The sequence below is a fragment of the Lysinibacillus sp. NPDC048646 genome (assembly GCF_050272295.1).
In the GTDB taxonomy this organism is placed as follows: domain Bacteria; phylum Bacillota; class Bacilli; order Bacillales_A; family Planococcaceae; genus Lysinibacillus.
In genome coordinates this window covers 1-21,931 of sequence record NZ_JBNNLZ010000001.1, presented here as the reverse complement: position 1 = coordinate 21,931, position 21,931 = coordinate 1, and the positions used below count along the sequence as shown (strand labels likewise).

16 protein-coding genes and 1 pseudogene are annotated in these 21,931 nt (G+C 39.9%); all 17 read left to right on the top strand.

What is annotated here, in order from left to right; translation table 11 throughout:
• Positions 1–43: 43 nt before the first annotated feature.
• The 17 genes and pseudogenes from rseP to ACQKII_RS00005 all read left to right on the top strand — a co-directional run bounded on the left by rseP (position 44) and on the right by ACQKII_RS00005 (position 21,532).
• Positions 44–1,306: an RIP metalloprotease RseP gene (gene rseP, locus ACQKII_RS00085; RefSeq protein ID WP_427455148.1), complete on the top strand. Its 1,263-nt coding sequence runs from the start codon at positions 44–46 to the stop codon at positions 1,304–1,306.
• A 388-nt stretch (positions 1,307–1,694) separates the two neighbouring features.
• The gene (locus ACQKII_RS00080; RefSeq protein WP_427455146.1) at positions 1,695–3,401 is read left to right on the top strand and encodes a proline--tRNA ligase; all 1,707 of its coding nucleotides are present in this window, start codon (positions 1,695–1,697) and stop codon (positions 3,399–3,401) included.
• A 547-nt stretch (positions 3,402–3,948) separates the two neighbouring features.
• A complete protein-coding gene (locus ACQKII_RS00075; RefSeq protein WP_427455144.1) occupies positions 3,949–8,280 on the top strand; it encodes a PolC-type DNA polymerase III in 4,332 nt (1,443 codons plus the stop codon).
• Between the two features lie 434 nt (positions 8,281–8,714).
• Complete coding sequence (gene rimP, locus ACQKII_RS00070; RefSeq protein WP_427455142.1) at positions 8,715–9,191, top strand: ribosome maturation factor RimP; 477 nt, start codon at positions 8,715–8,717, stop codon at positions 9,189–9,191.
• Positions 9,192–9,215: 24 nt separating this feature from the next.
• Entirely contained in the window at positions 9,216–10,355 is a 1,140-nt protein-coding gene (nusA, locus tag ACQKII_RS00065) for a transcription termination factor NusA (RefSeq protein WP_427455140.1), read from the top strand.
• A gap of 203 nt (positions 10,356–10,558) precedes the next feature.
• Positions 10,559–10,837, top strand: coding sequence for an RNase P modulator RnpM (rnpM, locus tag ACQKII_RS00060; protein WP_427455138.1), 279 nt, complete (start codon positions 10,559–10,561; stop codon positions 10,835–10,837).
• The gene (locus ACQKII_RS00055; RefSeq protein ID WP_427455136.1) at positions 10,834–11,142 is read left to right on the top strand and encodes a YlxQ family RNA-binding protein; all 309 of its coding nucleotides are present in this window, start codon (positions 10,834–10,836) and stop codon (positions 11,140–11,142) included. The genes rnpM and ACQKII_RS00055 overlap by 4 nt, the downstream gene beginning before the upstream one ends.
• A 14-nt stretch (positions 11,143–11,156) precedes the next feature.
• Positions 11,157–13,445 (top strand): translation initiation factor IF-2, encoded by a 2,289-nt coding sequence (infB, locus tag ACQKII_RS00050; protein ID WP_427455134.1) that lies wholly within the window; start codon positions 11,157–11,159, stop codon positions 13,443–13,445.
• Entirely contained in the window at positions 13,445–13,723 is a 279-nt protein-coding gene (locus ACQKII_RS00045) for a DUF503 domain-containing protein (RefSeq protein WP_010858486.1), read from the top strand. Before infB ends, ACQKII_RS00045 begins: the two co-directional genes overlap by 1 nt.
• Before the next feature lie 202 nt (positions 13,724–13,925).
• A complete protein-coding gene (rbfA, locus tag ACQKII_RS00040; protein WP_427455132.1) occupies positions 13,926–14,267 on the top strand; it encodes a 30S ribosome-binding factor RbfA in 342 nt (113 codons plus the stop codon).
• Between the two features lie 330 nt (positions 14,268–14,597).
• Positions 14,598–15,509 carry a tRNA pseudouridine(55) synthase TruB gene (truB, locus tag ACQKII_RS00035; protein ID WP_427455130.1) on the top strand — a complete coding sequence of 304 codons (912 nt, stop codon included), beginning with the start codon at positions 14,598–14,600 and terminating at the stop codon, positions 15,507–15,509.
• A 13-nt stretch (positions 15,510–15,522) separates the two neighbouring features.
• Entirely contained in the window at positions 15,523–16,473 is a 951-nt protein-coding gene (ribF, locus tag ACQKII_RS00030; protein ID WP_427455128.1) for a riboflavin biosynthesis protein RibF, read from the top strand.
• A 132-nt stretch (positions 16,474–16,605) separates the two neighbouring features.
• Positions 16,606–16,875 (top strand): 30S ribosomal protein S15, encoded by a 270-nt coding sequence (gene rpsO / locus ACQKII_RS00025; protein ID WP_427455126.1) that lies wholly within the window; start codon positions 16,606–16,608, stop codon positions 16,873–16,875.
• Between the two features lie 237 nt (positions 16,876–17,112).
• Positions 17,113–19,227 (top strand): polyribonucleotide nucleotidyltransferase, encoded by a 2,115-nt coding sequence (pnp, locus tag ACQKII_RS00020; RefSeq protein ID WP_427455124.1) that lies wholly within the window; start codon positions 17,113–17,115, stop codon positions 19,225–19,227.
• A gap of 88 nt (positions 19,228–19,315) precedes the next feature.
• The gene (locus ACQKII_RS00015) at positions 19,316–20,539 is read left to right on the top strand and encodes a M16 family metallopeptidase (RefSeq protein WP_427455122.1); all 1,224 of its coding nucleotides are present in this window, start codon (positions 19,316–19,318) and stop codon (positions 20,537–20,539) included.
• Between the two features lie 113 nt (positions 20,540–20,652).
• Positions 20,653–21,030, top strand: a pseudogene (locus tag ACQKII_RS00010) (ABC transporter ATP-binding protein); the annotation flags it as partial.
• 82 nt (positions 21,031–21,112) lie between these two features.
• Complete coding sequence (locus ACQKII_RS00005) at positions 21,113–21,532, top strand: heme iron utilization protein (protein WP_427455120.1); 420 nt, start codon at positions 21,113–21,115, stop codon at positions 21,530–21,532.
• Positions 21,533–21,931 lie beyond the last annotated feature (399 nt).

Here is a 21,931-nt window from a genome sequence, read left to right as displayed (position 1 = left end):
GGTTAAGACGTCGTTAACTATTCGCTTTTAAAGGTGGGGTATTATGCAAACAGCCATTGCATTTATTTTTATTTTTGGCTCCCTTGTGTTCTTCCATGAACTTGGTCACTTCCTATTTGCGAAACGCGCAGGAATTATGGTTCGTGAATTTGCTATAGGGATGGGTCCAAAAATTTACGGCAAGACACATGGTGAAACAATTTATACAATACGTTTATTGCCGATTGGTGGTTACGTACGTATGGCAGGCGAGGATATGGACGGCTCGGAATTACAGCCGGGCTACCGTGTTGGGCTCATTGTCAATGAAGATAACATTGTTAAAAAGATAATCTTCAATCAAAATAATAGGCAATTACCTGATTTATTATTTTTAGAAGTTGAGCGTGCGGATTTAGAAAAAGATTTATTTATTGAAGGCTATGATGAAGAAGAAACGCTAGTTCGATATAGTGTCTCACGAAATTGTGTACTTGTTGAAAATGGCAGAGAAACGTTAATTGCACCATATGATCGCCAATTTAACGCAAAAACAGTTGGTCAACGTGCTATGACGATTTTTGCAGGCCCTTTGTTTAACTTTATTTTAGCGTTTTTCATCTATTTGCTGATCGGTTTATTTAACGGCGTACCTACCTATGAGCCGATTATTACAGAAGTAGTAGAAAATGATCCAGCCGCACAGGCAGGTATGCTAGCAGGTGATAAGGTGAAATCAATTGACGGACAAGTAGTTGAAAAGTGGCAAGATTTAGCTGCGATTGTACAGGATCGTCCAGGCGAAACAATTGATGTAACGGTTGAGCGTAGTGGGCAGTTAGTAAACTTGAATATGATGGTAAAAGAAACCGAACAGGATGGCAAGAAATATGGTCAAATTGGTGTTCTTTACGAGAGTCCACGTGAATTTAATCCGCTAAAGGCAGTCGTGTTCGGTGCACAAGAAACGTACAATATGACGATGAAGATTTTTGAGCTTCTAGGCATGCTCATTACTGGGAAATTTACGATAGATGCTCTATCAGGTCCAGTAGGTATATATAAAGCGACAGAGCAGGTAGCACAGTATGGGTTCGTTAACTTAATGAATTGGGCTGCAATGCTAAGTATCAACCTTGGCATTATGAACTTACTACCTCTTCCAGCACTAGATGGTGGCCGTTTACTATTCTTTGGTTTCGAGGCAGTACGAGGCAAGCCAATCGATCGTCAAAAAGAAGGGATCGTTCATTTTGTTGGCATCGTATTATTAATGATTTTAATGGTCGTAGTCACATGGAATGATATCCAACGATTTTTCTTTTAAAGTAAATGGAGTGACCGTTCAAATGTCAACTTAATTTACTTTAAGCCTCTGGCGTTAGATGTCAGAAGATACAAAGATGCCAAGGTGAAATTGACTGTAAATCTTAGCTTTGAACGCAATTGTTTTGGAAACATTGCGTTCAAAGCTAAATTTGATTATGCTAGAGAAGGAACTTATCTATTTAACTTTCTTCAACATTTTCCCCACGCTACTAGTAGTGGGAAGAATGCGAAGTGAAGTTAACTTAACTTCAGCAGGATACTGACCCCTGCTGATTGAAGCTAAGCCCGCGGTGGATGTCATGGATAAACGAGTGTATTGTTTTTACATAATTTTAAATCTAGACACAAATACGCCGAGGCAAATTGATAAAAAGGTGGAACACTGAATGAAGCAAAGTAAAACATTTATCCCTACGCTACGTGAAGTACCTGCTGATGCAGATGTTAAATCACATAAGCAATTACTACGTGCAGGGTTTATTCGTCAAAATACAAGTGGGGTATACTCGTATTTACCGCTTGCAAAACGTGTGTTAACAAAAATTGAAAGTATTATTCGTGAAGAGATGGAGGCTGTTAATTCTATCGAATTATTAATGCCAGCCTTACAATCTGCAGAGCTTTGGCAGGAATCGGGTCGTTGGGAAAAATACGGTCCAGAATTAATGCGTTTAAAAGACCGTCATGATCGCGATTTTGCATTAGGACCAACACACGAAGAAGTGATTACAACTTTAGTACGCGATGAAATTAAATCATATAAAAAATTACCATTAACACTCTATCAAATACAAACAAAATTCCGTGATGAAAAACGTCCTCGCTTCGGCTTATTACGTGGACGTGAATTTATTATGAAAGATGCATACTCTTTCCACGCATCTCGTGAAAGCTTAGATGAAACATATGATGATATGTATCGTGCTTATTCAAATATCTTCTCTCGTCTGGGCTTAAACTACCGTGCAGTTATTGCGGATGCAGGTTCAATTGGTGGTAAAGGAACGCATGAATTCATGTGTCTTTCTGAAATCGGGGAAGATACGATTGCCTACTCAGATACTTCTGATTATGCGGCAAATATAGAGATGGCTGAAGTCATTGTTGACTATCAACCTTCATCAGAGGCATTAAAAGACCTTGAAAAAGTAGCAACACCTGATCAAAAAACAATAGAAGAAATATTGGCTTTCATGAATGTCGAGGCTTCAAAAGTTATCAAATCATTAGTATTTGATGTTGACGGTGAATTAGTTGTAGTTCTTGCTCGTGGTGATCACGAAATTAATGATATTAAACTGAAAAATGCATTAGATGCAGGAAATGTTGAACTTGCAAGTGAAGTAGCAATTCGCGAATTACTTGGCTGTGGTGTGGGCTCAATTGGTCCAGTTAAATTACCGGTTGACGTGAAAGTAGTTGCTGATCATGCTATTAAATCAATTCGTAACGGTGTAGCTGGTGCGAACGAAGACGGCTTCCACATAGTGAATGTTAACCATGAGCGTGATTTCGCTGTGAATGAATATTTAGATATTCGTTTTATCCAAGAGGGAGATCCATCGCCTGATGGACAAGGAATTATCAAATTTGCAGAAGGTATCGAGGTAGGTCATATTTTCAAATTGGGCACAACATATTCTGCAAAAATGAATGGTACATTCCTAGATGAGCAAGGGAAGGCACAACCATTTATTATGGGCTGCTACGGCATTGGCGTTTCACGTATTTTAGCAGCTGTAGCCGAACATTTCCAAGATGACAATGGTTTTACATGGCCTATACAATTAGCGCCATATGATATTCATGTCGTGCCTGTGAATGCAAAGGATGAGGCACAAGTTGCTTTAGCAGATGAGTTATACGGCTTATTGAAATCATATCGCTATGATGTGCTTTTAGATGATCGTGCTGAACGGGTAGGCGTTAAATTTGCGGATGCGGATCTGATTGGTCTACCTGTCCGTGTAACAGTTGGTAAAAAGGCGTCAGAAGGTATAGTTGAAGTGAAATTCCGTCAATCAGGCGAAACGTTTGAATGGCAAAAAGAAGAGGTCATTGATCGCTTAAACGAATTTTTCCGCAAGAACTAATACCCTTTTGAACGTGTGATTTTCAAAAGGATGTAGATGTTCCAATTAGAAGCATGTTTTTTTAATGATAGGATCAAGCAAAAAATTCGCGACAATCCTGCGGGAAAGCGAGCCAAGCAATTCCCCACAGATACTAAGATATCTGTGAGGTTTTGCGGATCGCCCGTAGAAAGGGAGCGAATTTTTTTTGCATCAAATTTTAACTTCTTTCAGCAGAAGTCTCCCTCTATAGATGGTGAGATAAATGGGGGTTTAAGTTACTTTTCAGTGGGTGTCCAAACACCTGTTGCTGGGGCTACGCTTTCGCACAAAAAACACCTGTTGCTGCCGCTACGCTTTCGCACAAAAAACACCTGCTGAAAGAGGTTAAAGCCTCCGGCGGATGTCACGGAATCGGAAAGGAGTTCTTTGTGCAAGCACAAAGCCGAATTCGGACGCAATTATGCCGAGGCATAATTGATATAGTATCCGCTAGATAAGAAATAGCACAAGAGGCTTTTCAAACTGCCTCTTTTTTTTCATAAAAGTGAAGGAAGGTGTCAACCGATTGGAACAGCAACAAGAGGCAAGAATGAAATTCCAAATGCTCTTGCAGCAACTAGAGTTAACTGATGATGTATATATGTCCTTTTTTGAAGAAGGCGAGTTATCACGCTTAACCGTGCATAAAAAAAATAGGCTCTGGCATTTTACTATTAAATTACGTGAAATTCTGCCATTTCCGTTATATCAGCTTTTTCACACACATTTAGCTGAGAAATTTGCTGCTATTGCTCAAATAAATACAACCTTTGAAACGATAGAAAAAAATGTAACAGAGGAACTAATTCAAGCATATTGGTTAACGGTTGTAGAACAAATCGATGATATGGCGCCAACCTTGAAAAATTGTCTTGTCTCGCAAATTCCTATGTGGAATGGTCAAAAAATTACCTTAACTTGCATGCAGGAAATGGAATTCATGATGCTGAAAACGAAGTATGCAGAGAAATTATCAGCGAGCTACTGTCAATTTGGATTTCCACCGATAGCGATGGATTTCATGCTACAAGATGAAACGGAAGAAATGCGAGCAGCACAAGAAGCCTTTATAGAGCAGAAGCGTTTAGAAGAAGCTGCAATGGCGCAACAAGCCGTGCAAGACTTCCAAAAACGTGAGCAGGAGAAGAAAGATAATCCAGCATTGGCGGCACTTGGGGATCGACCATTCCAACTTGGTATGCATATTAAAGATGATGAAATCATGGAAATTAAGCGCATTGTTGAGGAAGAACGCCGTGTTATCGTAGAAGGTTTTGTGTTCGATACAGAAATTAAAGAGCTAAAAAGTGGTCGTTCGTTGTTGCAAATTAAAATTACCGACTATACAGATTCCATCATTGTGAAAATGTTCTCACGTGATAATGATGATGCAGAACTCATGCAACATTTAAAAAAAGGGATGTGGGTAAAAGTACGTGGCTCGGTACAAACCGATACGTTTATTCGTGATTTAATCGTCATGGCCAATGATATTAATGAAGTAAAAAAAGAAACACGCCAGGACAAGGCACCAGAAGGCGAAAAACGTGTAGAGTTACATTTGCATACGCCGATGAGTCAAATGGATGCGGTCACATCAGTAGATAGACTTGTGGCACAAGCAGCTAAGTGGGGACATCCAGCGATTGCTATTACTGATCATGCTGTTGTGCAATCTTTCCCAGATGCTTATGGCGCGGGGAAAAAACATGGCATTAAGGTCATTTACGGTTTGGAAGCAAATTTAGTAGATGACGGTGTACCGATTGCTTATGCCGCTGAGCATCGAGCTTTAGAAGATACAACCTATGTCGTCTTTGACGTAGAAACAACAGGTCTTTCTACAGCTTACGATACGATCATTGAGCTCGCAGCGGTAAAAATCAAAGGTGGCCATGTTATCGACAAATACGAAAGTTTTGCAAATCCACATCATGCACTTTCGGCAACGACCATTGAACTGACAGGCATCACAGATGATATGGTACGTAATGCCCCGGAAGTCGAGCAAGTCATCCATGAGTTTCATGCATTTATTGAGGACGCTATCGTCGTGGCACATAATGCATCCTTCGATATGGGCTTTTTATACACCGGATATAAGAAATATGGTCTAGAAGACACCGTTCATCCAGTAATTGATACGCTAGAGCTTGCACGTTTATTACATCCAACGATGAAAAATCATCGCTTAAATACACTGTGCAAGAAATTTGGGATTGAATTGACCCAGCATCACCGTGCCATTTATGATACAGAGGCAACTGGCTATTTACTATTGCATCTGTTAAAAGAAGCGGATGAACTGGCTATCAAATATCATGATGATTTCAATAAGCATATCGGCGGTGGTGATGCGTATAAAAAAGCGCGACCAATGCACTGCACCATTTTAGCAGTAGATAATGATGGCTTGAAAAATCTGTTTAAAATTGTGACCCATGCCCATACAAAAACCTTTTACCGTGTACCCCGGGTAACACGTGCAACGCTCGAACAGTATAGAGAAGGGTTATTAATCGGCTCTGGTTGCAGTAATGGAGAAGTGTTTGAAACGATGATGAATAAATCGCCAGAGGAAGCGGAAAAAGTTGCGAGATTTTATGATTATATAGAAGTGCAACCCAAAGCTGTTTATGCACCATTAATCGAACGTAATGTTGTACGGGATGAATGGACGATTGAGGATATTATTCGTAAGCTTGTAAAGCTAGGGAAGAAGCTTAATAAGCCGGTCGTTGCAACTGGGAATGTTCATTATTTAGATCCAACAGATGCCATGTTTAGACAAATATTGATTCGTTCCCAAGGTGGCGCCAGTATTTTAAATAAATCGAAGTTACCAGAGGTTCATTTTAGAACAACGGACGAAATGCTCGAAGAATTTGATTTTTTAGGTCCAGATATTGCGAAAGAAGTTGTCGTTACAAATTCGCAAAAAATCGCAGCTATGATTGGTGATGTAAAACCGATTAAGGATGATCTCTATACACCAAAAATTGAAGGCTCTGATGATGAAGTGACAAATTTAACGTATGAGATGGCCCATCGCATTTACGGTGATGAATTACCAGAAATCGTTAAAGCACGTATAGAGAAGGAATTAAAATCAATCTTAGGACATGGTTTTGGCGTTATTTATTTAATTTCCGCAAAGCTTGTGAAAAAATCACTGGCGGATGGCTATTTAGTAGGGTCTCGTGGTTCGGTTGGTTCTTCCCTTGTCGCTACCTTTATGGAAATTACCGAAGTGAATCCACTACCACCTCATTATATTTGTCCTAATTGTAAGCATGCGGAGTTTTTTGACGATGGTTCGGTAAGCTCAGGCTATGACTTACCAAATAAGGACTGTACGGAATGTGGCACACCTTATAAAAAAGATGGTCAAGATATTCCATTCGAAACGTTCCTAGGCTTCAAAGGCGATAAAGTGCCAGATATTGATTTGAACTTCTCAGGTGAATATCAACCTCAGGCACATAACTACACTAAGGAGCTGTTTGGTGAAGATTATGTATTCCGTGCAGGAACAATCGGTACAGTTGCGGAGAAAACAGCTTACGGCTATGTGAAGGGTTATGCAAACGACCATAATTTACATTTCCGTGGTGCGGAGGTAGATCGTTTAGTTCAAGGCTGTACCGGCGTAAAACGTACGACAGGGCAACATCCTGGAGGGATCATCGTAGTCCCCGATTATATGGATATCTTTGATTTCTCACCCGTACAGTTTCCCGCGGATGCACAGGATTCAGAGTGGCGTACAACACATTTTGACTTCCACTCCATTCACGACAATATTCTAAAGCTCGATATTCTCGGACACGATGATCCGACTGTGATTCGGATGCTGCAGGATTTATCGGGTATTGACCCAAAAACCATTCCAACAGATGATCCGGTCGTTATGAAAATTTTTAGTTCGCCTGAATCATTGGGTGTAACTGAAAAGCAAATTGGCTGTAAAACTGGAACGCTTGGAATACCTGAGTTTGGTACACGTTTCGTGCGTCAAATGTTAGAAGATACAAAACCATCGACATTCTCGGAGCTTGTGCAAATTTCAGGACTTTCTCACGGCACGGATGTGTGGCTTGGTAACGCACAAGAACTCATTCACAATGGCACCTGTGTCCTAAAAGAAGTAATCGGCTGTCGTGATGACATTATGGTATATTTAATTTACCAAGGACTGGAACCGTCGTTGGCCTTTAAAATTATGGAGTCTGTTCGTAAAGGGAAAGGTTTATCCGATGAATTTGAAGCCGAAATGCTCGCAAATAAGGTGCCAGGCTGGTATATCGAATCATGTAAAAAGATTAAATACATGTTCCCGAAGGCCCATGCGGCTGCTTATGTCTTAATGGCGGTACGTATAGCTTGGTTTAAGGTTCATTTTCCGATTTTATATTATGCAGCGTACTTCACAGTGCGTGCAGATGATTTTGATTTGATTGCGATGACACAGGGCTCACAAATGATTCGTGCAAAAATTGATGAAATCAATTTGAAGGGCTTAGATGCTTCCACTAAAGAGAAAAACTTACTGACGGTTATGGAACTCGCGCTTGAAATGTGTGAACGTGGTATGAGTTTCAAGAAGGTTGACTTATATCGCTCACAAGCTAGTGAGTTTATTATTGATGGTACTTCCTTAATTCCACCGTTTGATGCGATTCCTGGACTAGGTACAAACGTTGCAAAAACAATTGTAGCTTCTCGTGAAGACGGTGAGTTTTTATCGAAGGAAGATTTACAGCAACGTGGTCGAGTTTCAAAAACACTCATTGAGTACATGGATCAATTAGGTTGCTTAGAAGGCATGCCCGACGCAAATCAACTTTCATTATTTTAACTTCGTTCAGCAGAAGTCTCCCACCTCTATAGGTGGTGAGATGAATGCGGATTTAAGTTGCTTTTCAGCGGGTGTACAAACATCCGCTAAAATAAGTTAAAGCCTCCGGCGGATGTCACGGAAATCGGAAAGGAGTTCTTTGTGCAAGCACAAAGCCGATTCCGGACGCAATAATGCCGAGGCATTATTGATCGATACTTTATTGTCCTAAATAAGGAAATTTGCAATGTGATGTGAACTGTGCTATCCTTATGGTAATGATTTGTTGATAGTTTTCCAGCAAAAGAGTGGGTCCTTCCCGCTCTTTTCTGTTGTTATATTGTAGCAAAACAAATTTTTAGACTAACAGCAGGTAAGACCGTCAAATTTCACCAAAGCAAATGGTGGAATTTCTGTTTTATTACGCCAGAAATTGAAAGATGCAGGAGGAAACAATGAGCAAAGTACCATCTGTTATTGAAGAACTTGCCATTCCAATTGTTGAAGAGTTAAATCTTGAGTTAGTGAATGTCGAGTTCGTAAAAGAAGGACGTAACTGGTTTTTACGTGTTTATGTAGATACACCCGAGGGTGGAATTGACATTGGCCAATGTGCTCAAGTTAGTGAAAGACTTAGTTTACTGTTGGATGAAAAAGATCCGATTACACAAAACTATTATTTAGAAGTATCTTCACCAGGTGCAGAACGTCCATTGAAAAAAGATGCTGATTTTGAAAAAGCGATTGGTAAATTAATTTATGTAAAAACCTATGAGCCCATCAAGGACATGAAGGAATTCCAAGGCTACTTAACGTCATACGATAATCATACATTGGTTATGGAAGTACGTATAAAAACGCGAAAAATTACAGTAACAATTGAACAGGAAAAAATCGCTTTGGCACGACTTGCCATCGATTTCTCAGCATAATGCATATTTAGGAGTGAAAACAAAATGAGTAGTGATTTGTTAGATGCGCTAACGGCGCTAGAAGAACAAAAAGGAATTTCAAGAGATGTGTTAATCGAAGCCATTGAAGCTGCATTAGTAACAGCATACAAGCGCAACTTTAACCAAGCTCAAAATGTCCGTGTAGATTTAAACTTAGATAAGGGCTCAATTCGTGTGTTTTCACGAAAAGATGTTGTTGAAGAAGTAGAGGACGAACGCCTACAAATTTCATTAGAAGATGCCAAGATCATCAATCCAGCCTATCAATTAGAGGATATCGTGGAGCAAGAAGTAACGCCTCGTAATTTTGGCCGTATCGCAGCCCAAACAGCGAAACAGGTTGTTACACAACGTGTACGTGAGGCTGAGCGCGGCTTAATCTATGAGCAATATGTTGACCGCGAGGATGATATCGTAACAGGCGTTGTGGAACGTCTAGATGCACGTAATATTTATGTTGGCTTAGGTAAAGTCGAAGCAGCGTTACCACAAAACGAACAAATTCAAGGTGAAACGTATCATCCGCATGATCGTATCAAAGTATACATTACGAAAGTTGAACGTACGACACGTGGACCACAAGTAATTGTATCACGTACACATCCTGGCTTACTACGTCGATTATTTGAAATGGAAGTACCTGAAATTTATGAGGGTATTGTTGAAATCAAATCAATTGCGCGTGAAGCTGGAGATCGTTCTAAAATTTCTGTCTATGCTCATAATGAGGAAGTTGATCCGGTAGGTTCTTGTGTTGGTGCCAAAGGTGCGCGTGTACAAACAATTGTCAATGAATTAAATGGTGAGAAAATTGATATTGTAGAATGGTCTGAAGATCCTGTTGTATTCGTAGCAAATGCACTTAGCCCTTCAAAAGTATTAGATGTGCAAGTGAATGAAGAAGAGAAATCAACAACTGTTGTTGTGCCAGACTATCAATTGTCATTAGCCATCGGTAAACGTGGTCAAAATGCTCGTTTAGCTGCGAAATTAACTGGTTGGAAAATTGATATTAAAAGTGAAACAGATGCACGTGAGTTAGGTATTTATCCATCTGCAACAAGCACTTTCGTACCAGCAGACGATGAAGAAAGCGACTACGAAGATGTAGCAGTTGACTTATATCAAGACGACGAAGAATAAGTAAGAAATCCTGTGTGACTAGTCAACTGACTTAATTCAGTGGGCGGTTGGGCACCGACTGAATTAAGTCAGAGTCTCCGGCGGGGATGTCATGGATTTGGAATTGTAGTCGTACAACTCCAAATCAGAACCACCCCGCCGAAGCAATTATGATGATGGTTAGTCCACCTCTTACGAAGCTTCAGAGAGGAAAGGTGATTCTTATGGCGGTTAATAAAAAAGTGCCTCTTCGAAAATGTGTAGCCACTGGAGAAATGCTACCAAAAAAAGAAATGATTCGGGTTGTTCGTTCGAAAGAAGGCGAGGTAAGTGTTGATGTTTCGGGGAAAAAGCCTGGACGTGGCGCTTATGTTTCAAAGTCAGAACAGGCGATTGACATCGCACGCAAGAAAAATGTTTTAGGGCACCAACTTGATGTGGAAATTCCTGAAGAAATTTACGAAGAGTTACTAACAATCATTCGTAGGGAGTCAATACTATGACAAATCAAGCAGTGTTTAATTTGCTTGGCATCGCGACAAGAGCGCGTAAAGTCATTTCAGGAGAAGAGTTAGTAGTGAAGGAAGTCCGCAATGGTAATGCTAAGCTAGTACTGCTTGCAAACGATGCTTCTAAAAACTCTAGCAAAAAAATTCAAGATAAATGTACGTATTACAACGTTGAGTATCATGTAATTGGCGATCGTTATGATCTAGGACATGCAACAGGTAAGGAAGCCCGGGTGGCTCTAGCTATTACCGATAAAGGTTTTGCAAGCAAATTGTCTAGTCTACTCAACGAAAAATAATCGGGGGTGAGCAGATGACCAAAATCAGAGTTCATGAATATGCGAAACAAGTGAATAAATCGAGTAAAGAGGTTATTGAAGCGCTAAGTAAATTAAATGTGAGTGTAACGAATCATATGTCTATGTTGGAAAATGATACTGTGACAAAGTTAAACCAATCATTTAAACCAGCATCTGAGAAAAAACAAGCGAAACAACCTACTCAAAATGCGTCACAACGATCTCAAGCTAGTGGGCAACAAAAACCACAACAATCGGTGAAAAAACAAGAGGGACAAAAGCAGCAATCTGCTACTTCTAAGCCGAGAACGAACAATCAGCAACAACCGTACCAAAACCAAAATTCGTCTAACGAAAAATCTAAGAATACAAAAGGTAATCAAAATCGAAATATGACACAAAATAATAATAATAACAATAATAATAATAACAACCGTAGAGGCGGTGGCTATAACCAACGTCCAAAACCAGGAATCCACGGTGGTAAACGCCGTCATCCAAAAACGCACCAACCTACATTACCAGTGAAACAAAAGGAATTACCAGAAAAAATTACATTTGTTGAATCGCTTTCTGTCGCAGAATTAGCTAAAAAACTTTACCGTGAGCCATCTGAAATCATTAAAAAATTATTCATGCTTGGTGTAATGGCGACAATTAACCAAGAATTAGATAAGGATGCAATTGAGTTAATTTGTACAGACTATGGTGTAGAAGTAGAAGAAGAAATTCGTGTAGATATTACGGATTTAGAAACGCACTTCGAACAAACAGAGGAAGTAAATGAAGCAGAATTATCAGAACGTCCTCCTGTAGTAACGATAATGGGGCACGTTGACCATGGTAAAACAACGTTACTAGATTCTATCCGTCATACAAAAGTTACAGCTGTAGAAGCGGGTGGCATTACGCAGCATATCGGTGCTTACCAAGTAACAGAAGGCGACAAGAAAATCACATTCCTAGATACTCCTGGACATGCTGCTTTCACAACTATGCGTGCACGTGGTGCGAAAGTAACGGACTTAACAATTTTAGTGGTAGCTGCGGATGATGGTGTAATGCCTCAAACAGTTGAAGCTATTAACCATGCAAAAGCGGCAGAAGTGCCAATTATTGTAGCGGTTAATAAGATGGATAAACCTTCAGCGAACCCTGATCGTGTTATGCAAGAATTAACGGAACATGGTTTAGTGCCTGAAGCTTGGGGTGGCGAAACAATTTTCGTACCAATCTCAGCATTAAAAGATGAAGGTATCGATACATTATTAGAAATGGTATTACTTGTAGCAGAGGTTGGAGAGTTAAAAGCAAATCCTGACCGTTTAGCACTTGGTACAGTTATCGAAGCACAGCTTGATAAAGGCCGTGGTTCGGTAGCGACGCTTTTAGTACAAGATGGTACATTAAAAGTTGGAGATCCAATCGTAGTTGGCCATGCATATGGTCGTGTACGTGCAATGGTTAATGATAAAGGCCGTCGTGTCAAAGAGGCTGGTCCATCGACACCAGTAGAAATTACAGGTTTAAGCGATGTGCCACAAGCTGGTGACCGCTTCGTTGTATTCGAAGATGAAAAAACAGCACGCCAAGTTGGGGAAACACGAGCAATGACAGCGATTCAAGCACAACGTTCTGAAAAACAACGTGTCACGCTGGATAACTTGTTTGAACAAATGAGCCAAGGCGAAATGAAAGAACTTAACTTAATTGTTAAAGCTGACGTACAGGGTACAGTAGAAGCAATGGCTGCATCACTTATGAAAATTGATGTCGAAGGCGTTAACGTGAAAATTATTCATACTGGTGCTGGGGCAATTACAGAATCAGATATTTCTCTTGCAGCAGCTTCAAATGCAATTGTTATTGGCTTCAACGTACGTCCTGATGTAAATGCAAAACGTGCAGCTGAAGAAGAAGGCGTAGACATTCGTCTACACCGCGTTATCTACAAAGTAATCGAAGAAATCGAGCAAGCGATGAAAGGTATGCTTGATCCAGAATTTGAAGAAAAAATTATTGGTCAGGCTGAAGTTCGTCAAACGATTAAAGTATCAAAAGTTGGTACAATTGCCGGTTCTTATATAACAGAAGGTAAAGTAACTCGCGATTCTGGCGTACGTGTCATCCGTGACAACGTCGTGATTTTCGAAGGTGAACTAGATACATTAAAACGCTTCAAAGATGAAGTAAAAGAAGTTGCAAGAGGTTACGAATGTGGTATTACAATTACAAACTTCAATGATATTAAAGAAGGCGACATTATTGAAGCTTACATTATGGAAGAAGTTAAACGTTCATAATGATTGTCTATGCAGAGGTTGAATTCATCATTCAAACTGCCCATTCGTTAAAGGAAAAACGCGCTGTCTTACAGCGTATGATTACCCGCACAAAGCAGAAATTTAACGTGTCCATTGCGGAAATTGACCATCAAAATGTGTGGCAGCGAACAAAATTAGCGCTTGTTGCTGTATCTTCTTCGAAAGATGCAGCTGAGCGTGAAATCAATCATGCACTCCATTATTTGCAGTCAAATCCGTCTTGGGAGCAGCTAAATGTGTGGCGAGACTATTTATAAGTAGGGAAGGGTATTAGCATTTACTTGTATGCGAGCAAATATATTGCTGTTTTCAGCTATGTCACTTTCCGTGTACAGCAATTGCTTGAAGGATTCAATCGTGCGACTTTCCAATATGTATATACAGTTGGAATGTATCAGCAGGAGTCAAATACAAGCAAGTATTGCAAATATCTGGACATCGAAATTGAGGTGACGAACTATGTCTCTACGCTCAAATCGTGTTGCTGAGCAAATGAAAAAAGAACTTGGTGAGATTATTGGCCGTAAAGTTAAAGATCCACGTGTTGGCTTCGTAACTGTTACAGGTGTTGAAGTAACAGGTGATTTACAACAAGCAACAATCTATATTACTTCTCTAGGTAATGATCGTGAACGAGAGGAAACACTAAAAGCATTAGTTAAAGCTTCTGGTTTCATTCGTTCAGAAATCGGTTCACGTATCCGTTTAAGACGTACACCTGAGTTAATCTTTGAATTTGATTCATCGATTGAATATGGGAATCGAATTGATTCATTACTACGTGATTTACACAAAGAATAAAAAAAGTGCTTAAGCGCATGTCTATCCCCGTGTCGGCAAAAACGCCGCTTCCGTGCGACATTGCCGACATGACTCACATCGTGTGAGCCTCAAGCGTTGGCCGCAAAAAACACCACATCCTGTGGCGATTGCGGCACTAACACATCCATGTGTGTCGGACAGCCCGAAGTGAAAGTGCGTACTGACACTTTCGTCTAAGCTTGAGGGAGATGCGCTAAGGTCTAATAAGAATAGAAAAATGAAGAAGTCTGCCACATGCATGTCCATGCAGGCAGGCTTTTTTCTTTATGACAGTACAAATACGCCAAGGTGAATTTTAGGGGGATATATATGAACGGAATTTTACCGCTTTGGAAGGAACGCGGCATGACGAGCCATGATTGCGTCTTTAAATTACGAAAAATATTACGTACAAAAAAGGTCGGCCATACAGGTACTTTGGATCCTGGTGTAGAAGGGGTCCTACCTATTTGCATTGGACAGGCAACTCGTATTGCAGAATATTTAACAGATGCAGGTAAGACATATGAAGCGGTTATTTCAATAGGACGGACAACCACGACTGAGGATGCAGAAGGGGAAACAGTTGAGGAAGATCATACAAATAAGTCTTTTACACGTGCTAAAGTGCTCGAAGCATTAGCATCCTTGACAGGGCTTATCAATCAAACACCACCAATGTTTTCAGCTGTTAAAGTGAATGGCAAGCGCTTATATGAATATGCACGTAAAGGAGAAACTGTCGAAAGACCAAGCCGTCAGGTAACAATTTATGAATTAGAGCTACTAGATGATGCCGAGGTTTACGAAGGACAAGAAGTTACTTTCCCTGTTCGTATAACATGCAGTAAGGGCACGTATATACGCACATTAGCGGTTCAAATTGGCGAGGCACTTGGCTATCCTGCTCATATGAAAGAACTCGTCCGTACAGCGTCAGGTACATTTACACAAGCGCATTGTTTTACATTAGCACAAGTCGCGGAGCTGATGGAAGCAGAGCAAGTCAACACATGTATTTTACCTGTTGAATATGCATTATCAGATTATCCATACATTGAGATATCGTCAGCTAATGAAAAAGAAATTTTCAATGGACAAGTGCTTCCAGCAGATGCATTATTAAAGATACATGATAAAATTGTGTTTGGAATTAATGGGAAAGCATTTGCGGTATATCAGGCTCATCCAACGAAGGAAGGGTTTATGAAGCCACATAAAATGTTCCCAACGATAGAGTAGGAGGATTTTTTGTATGGAGGTCATTCATTTAAAATACCCACATCAATTACAACAACGAGAAAGTATGCAACCGTATTCTTTAGCCATTGGATTCTTTGATGGTGTGCATATTGGACATCAGGCAGTTATTGAAGCAGCTAAGGAAGAAGGCAACAAGCGACATATTCCAACTGCCGTTATGACATTTGATCCACATCCTTCGTTGGTGCTAGGTGGACGTAATGAAAAGGTATTTTACATTACATTACTACAACAAAAATTACAGTTATTTGAAGAACAAGGTGTTGAGAAAGTTTTCGTAGTACATTTTACGTCTGATTTTGCAAAGCTCTCACCAGCAGATTTTGTAGAAACTTTTATTCGTTCATTGAATATTCAGCATGTGACAGCAGGCTTTGATTTTTCATTTGGAGCATTTGGCAAAGGCACTATGGAAGATATGCGCGCATTAAGTGATGGGGATTATGGCGTGACAGTAGTTGAGAAGAAGGCAGATGAGCTTGAAAAAATTAGCTCCACTCGTATTCGTAAGCTATTGCAAGAGGGCGATATGGAAGCAGCACGTGTTCTATTAGGGCGACCTTTCGAAATAACGGGGATGGTTGTACATGGTGATAAGCGCGGACGTACAATTGGCTTCCCTACTGCGAATGTTCAAGCATTAGAGGGTGCGTTTATTCCAGCAAGTGGTGTGTATGCTGTTCGTTTGCTTGTACAAAATAAATGGTATGATGGTGTGTGCAACGTAGGCTATAAACCGACGTTCAAAGATCCAAATAACAAGCCATTATCTATCGAGGTACATATTTTAAACTTCGAAAAAAATATTTACGGTGAAGAAGTACATGTTACTTGGTATAAACGGATTCGTAGTGAGAGAAAATTCGATGGAATAGAAGCGTTGAAAATACAAATCGAAAAAGACAAACAGGAAACGATTCAATATTTTGAGGCTCTGCGTTAATGCTTGCTTGGTCCATTGTTTTATGGTAACATTCAGAAGTGCATAAAGTGCTTAACCTTAGCTCGGTATTTCGATGACTCCAACGTATACTGTGCTAATGGGGATTAACAATTATTTAGGAGGTCAATATAAATGGCTATTACAAAAGAACGTAAAAACGAAATTATCGCTGAGTACCGTACACACGAAAGTGATACTGGTTCTCCAGAAGTACAAGTTGCAGTTTTAACAGCGGAAATCAACGCTTTAAACACTCACTTACGTACACACAAAAAAGATTTCCACTCTGAGCGTGGTCTTCTTAAAATGGTAGGTCGTCGTCGTCACTTACTTAAATATCTTCGTGAAACTGAGGTTCAACGTTACCGTGAACTAATCAATCGTTTAGGCTTACGTCGCTAATTGACAATCGAAAAGCGGGATTATTCCCGCTTTTTCTTTATGTTTTAAAACTTTATTGCGACCTAAAATAAAGCTACTTGAACCAAAAAGAAATAAATCCTAAATAAATTGGCAATAACTGAATTTAAATGTATGATTATTAATGAAATATTTAGCATAGAACAAGCATTTTTGGTACACTTACTATTAGTACATACAGACGAGTAAGTGTTTTTATAATAGAGAGGGGTTCATTGAATGAACGAAAAGAAAGTCTATTCCTACGAATGGGCTGGCCGTCCACTTATTATTGAAGTAGGACAGTTAGCTAAACAAGCAAATGGAGCTGCATTAGTGCGCTATGGAGATACTTCTGTATTAGCTACAGCGACAATGTCAAAATCACCAAAACCATTAGATTTCTTCCCATTAACAGTAAACTATGAAGAACGTTTATATGCAGCGGGTAAAATTCCTGGTGGCTTTATCAAACGTGAAGGCCGACCTTCTGAGAATGCGATTTTAACGAGCCGTTTAATCGACCGTCCAATTCGTCCAATGTTCCCAGATGGTTTCCGTAATGAAGTACAAGTTATTTCTATGGTTATGTCAAATGATTCAGATTGTACGGCAGAGATGGCTGCAATGATCGGTTCATCTTTAGCATTATCGATTTCGGATATTCCGTTTGACGGACCAATCGCAGGCGTTCAAGTTGGTTATATCGACGGTGAATTCGTTGTGAACCCAACTGTCGAACAATCAAAATATTCAACTGTACACTTAACAGTGGCAGGTAACAAAGATGCTATCAACATGGTTGAAGCAGGTGCTCTAGAAGTACCTGAAGAAATTATGCTTGAGGCAATTATGTTTGGTCATGATGAAATTAAAAAAATTATCGCTTTCCAAGAGCAAATCGTAGCTGAGGTTGGTAAAGAGAAAAAAGAAATTACTTTATTCGAAATCGACGAAGCGATTCAAGCTGCTATTAAAACAGCTTGTGAGACTGAGATGCATGATGCGATTCAAACTGCTGAAAAGCATGCGCGCGATGAAGCAATTCAAGCAGTGAAAGAGCGTATCGTTGCTTCTTATGAAGAACAAGAAGCTGATAATGTAACGATGAAACAAGTACACACGATTTTAGATAAAATGGTGAAAGACGAAGTACGTCGTCAAATTACTGAAGATAAAATTCGTCCAGACGGTCGTAAATTAGACGAAATTCGTGCACTTTCTTCAGAAACTGGTTTACTACAACGTACACATGGTTCGGCACTATTCACACGTGGACAAACACAAGCCCTTTCAATTTGTACATTAGGCGCGCTTGGCGACGTACAAATTATCGATGGCTTAGGTATAGAAGAATCTAAACGCTTCATGCATCACTACAACTTCCCTCAATTCTCAGTAGGGGAAACTGGCCCAATTCGTGGCCCAGGTCGTCGTGAAATTGGTCACGGTGCTTTAGGTGAACGTGCATTATTAGCAGTTTTACCAGATGAAAATGCATTCCCATACACAATACGTTGTGTATCTGAAGTACTTGAATCAAATGGTTCAACATCTCAGGCGTCAATCTGTGCTTCTACTCTAGCAATGATGGATGCAGGTGTACCTTTAAAAGCACCAGTTGCAGGTATCGCAATGGGTCTTATTAAAAAAGGTGAACATTACTCAATCTTAACAGATATCCAAGGTATGGAAGATCACCTTGGCGATATGGACTTTAAAGTGGCAGGTACAGCTAAAGGTGTAACAGCACTTCAAATGGACATCAAAATCGATGGTTTATCACGTAACATTTTAGAAGAAGCATTAACACAAGCGAAAATTGGTCGTATGCATATTCTAGAATCTATGCTTGCAACACTTGCAGAGCCACGTGAGAAATTATCTACGTACGCACCAAAAATTGTGATCGTGAAAATCAATCCTGACAAAATCCGCGACGTGATCGGACCGGGTGGTAAACAGATTAACAAAATCATTGAAGAAACTGGCGTAAAAATTGATACAGAACAAGACGGTACAATTTACATCTCTTCTGCAAATGAAGAAATGAACGCTCGTGCTAGACAAATCATCGAAGATATCGTACGTGAAGCAAAAGTAGGAGAGTACTACCTATCTACAGTAAAACGTATTGAAAAATTCGGTGCATTCTGTGAGATCTTCGCTGGTAAAGATGGCTTACTGCACATCTCAGAGATCCAAGAAGAACGCACAAAACAAGTAGAGGACGTACTTAAACTTGGTGATCAATTGCTTGTAAAAGTAATTGAAATCGACAAGCAAGGTCGTGTGAACTTATCTCGTAAAGTGGTTGTACAAGAAGAAAAAGAACGCGCTGAACAAGATAAATAATAAAGTTAAAGGCTGCGTGTTATGCGCAGCCTTTTTTGGATAAAGTAACATTTTTATCCTATACTATATTGCTAATGGAGGAGATTATTTGGTACAAGTACATACATGTCAAAATGGCGTTCGTATTGTATCAGAGCAAATTGACCATGTGCGCTCAGTGGCACTTGGAATATTTGTGGATGCTGGTTCACGCTACGAGTTGCCAGAGGAAAACGGTATTACACATTTTATCGAGCATATGTTATTTAAAGGGACAAAGACGCGTACAGCACGCCAAATTGCCGAGGAATTTGATCGTATCGGTGGAGAATTAAATGCCTTCACATCCAAGGAAAATACATGTTACTATGCAAAAGTATTAGACCACCATGCGGAACTGGCGATGACAATATTAGCGGATATGTTCTTTAATTCTACATTTGCAAAGGAAGAATTAGAGAAGGAACGTCAAGTGGTACTAGAAGAAATTTTAATGAGTGAAGATGCCCCTGATGACGATGTCCATGAAAAGCTATGGGAAGTTATGTATCCCAATGATGCGCTGGGTCGCCCAATTTTAGGGACTGCAGGAACTTTACAAACATTTACTGCTGATACGATTCGTAACTATATGGCTAAGCATTATGGACCTGAATCCGTTGTTATTTCACTTGCAGGAAATATATCAGCGGAACTTTTGACAACTATTGACAACTTGTTTGGGCATTATCAGGCATCACCACTAGCAGTAGCGCCAATCCTGACAAGTCCTCAGTTCCATGCAAGCGAAATTGTGAAAGCACGTGATACGGAGCAGGCACATTTAGCGCTGTCGTATCCAGCAATTGGTGTAAAAGATCCAGATATGTATAGCTTTATTGCATTCAATAATATTATCGGTGGCAATATGAGCTCACGTCTGTTTCAAGAGGTGCGTGAAGAACGCGGCTTGGCCTATACAATTTTCTCATATCAATCCTGTTATGAAGACGTTGGCGCATTTACGATTTACGGTAGTACAAGTCGTCAACAATTGCCACAGCTTCAACATACGATAGATGCCACAATGCTTGATATCGTAGCAGGTGGTGTAACAGAAGAAGAACTAGATAATGCAAAAGAACAGCTAAAAGGTAGTTTTGTATTAGGGCTAGAAGGGACTGGAGCTCGTATGAACCGCAACGGTACAAGTGAACTTGTACATCGAAGACATCGTTCAGTAGATGAAGTTTTGGCTTCTATTGATGCTGTATCAATGGAATCAGTAGATCGTTTAATAGCAAAAATATTAAAAGCAGAGCCAGCCATTTCGATTATTGGCCCTGATTTATAAATAATAAAGAATCATTCACAGGTTTTAGGTGAATGATTCTTTTTTTCGTTCCTAAAAACAAGACTTTCTCACTTGAAAAAACGTAGCTTACTCAATACAAAGATCAATCCATTGCCGCATTATCAGGTGGAGAATCACAACGGGCTTGGATTGCAATGGCACTGGCACAAAGACCACAAATATTATTACTAGATGAGCCGACCACTTATTTAGATATTGCACATCAGCATGAGGTGCTTGAGCTAGTACGTGAATTAAATCGCGATATGGGAATGACTGTTGTCATGGTACTCCATGACTTGAATCAGGCTTCAAGCTATAGTGACCGAATCGTTGTTGTGAAAGACGGCTATCGTGCACAAATGGGTACGCCAGACAATGTCATGACAGAACAAATGATTCAGACCATTTATAAAATGGAGGCAGAAATTCAGCATGTTGAATGGGATTCAGCACCACGTATTCAATTGAAAAATACCATTAAATGTTAGGAGGCACTATTATGAAAAAAACAATAGATATTGAAAAAATTAAGCAAGACTATGAAGTGTTTATTCAAGGAAAAAAAGTTGTGTGTTAAGTCTAGTAAACGGTGAAGGAAAGCCATTTAGTAGCACGACACCTTTTGTACGTATAAACGGCAAGTTTTATATTTATATTAGTCGTATCGCAGAGCATTTTCAGCTACTCGAGCAGGCACAATTTGTCGATGTATTATGTGTTGCAGATGAAGCTGTGACGTCTAATAGCTTTGCTGCTGAGCGCGCACGCTGGCAATGTACGCCTAAGCATTTGGGCAATGAAGGGCATGAGGAAGTGTTTGCTACATTCGATGAGGTACATAGCGCACCAATGATGAAGCTGCTACGTACGCTTGATTTCTCATTATTTAAGCTAACACCATTAGAAGGCCGTTATGTTGTAGGTTTTGGTAAAGCATTTGATATCGATGTGGTCAAAGATACGTTAATCCATGTAGTAGTGGATAAGTAAGGCTTTGACGCTAAACACTTGGTCAATTGTCAGCATTTCTAATTGATGTCGTTCATTATTTATATTTTTCGTCATCATAACCATTACCTCAATCATTTATAGACGTACTCTAGTTGATTGAAGTGCAGGCGGCGACTCCTTGGGGGACTAGCGAACAGCTTGAGACCCCGCAGGAGCGTTAGCGACGAGGAGGCTCAAGGTTCGCCCCCAGGAAAGCGTCCGCCGTAGCGGAAATCAACGGGTTCATATAGATACTTCTATTTTTAAAGAAAAAAGACTGTAAACAAACTCAATTTTTCGAGTTTGAACTGCCCCTAAATTGTTAGACACCAAATCTAACGATTTAGGGGTGTTTTTTATGGCTAACTTTACTGCCGAAGAGAAAATATTTATGGCTCG